Origin of the sequence: Pannonibacter anstelovis, from assembly GCF_036881715.1 — a bacterium.
Classification (GTDB): Bacteria; Pseudomonadota; Alphaproteobacteria; order Rhizobiales; family Stappiaceae; genus Pannonibacter; species Pannonibacter anstelovis.
In genome coordinates, this window is sequence record NZ_JBAKBF010000033.1 from 1 (window position 1) to 422 (window position 422).

1 protein-coding gene is annotated in these 422 nt (G+C 59.2%); it reads right to left on the reverse strand.

Annotated features, from left to right (window positions below; translation table 11 throughout):
- On the reverse strand, positions 1-422 hold a 422-nt coding region (locus tag V6L75_RS20995; RefSeq protein ID WP_334253403.1), incomplete at both ends, for a flagellin hook IN motif-containing protein.

The window sequence follows — 422 nt, forward strand, 5'->3', positions numbered from 1 at the left end:
TTCGAGATGATCGACAGGGAGCCGGTCTTCTCATCGAACTCCGCCCGTACGCCTGCAACATTGTTGACCTGATCAACCAGGCTCTGCATCGTGGTATTGGCGCCGATGACGATGTCGACGAAGCCACCGGCATTGGCGCTGCCGGCGGTGGAACCAACCTTCAGGCTGAGAGTGTCACCGACGTTGAGGCTGGTTGCATCCGACAGAAGTGAGCCAGAGGAGAGAGCGTCGCCGCTGGCATCGACAAATGTCACTGAAGACTTGCCGCCTTCAAGCTGCAGTGATGCAGCGCCACCCTTGGCCTGCGCCAGATCCTGCAGGTTCAGGCCCGTGGACAGGGTTGTATCGGTGTAGTCGACAGCCTTGACGGTCAGCTTCGAGGTGTTGTCCTCGTTGAAGATGGCGGTCAGGTCGTTGCCTTC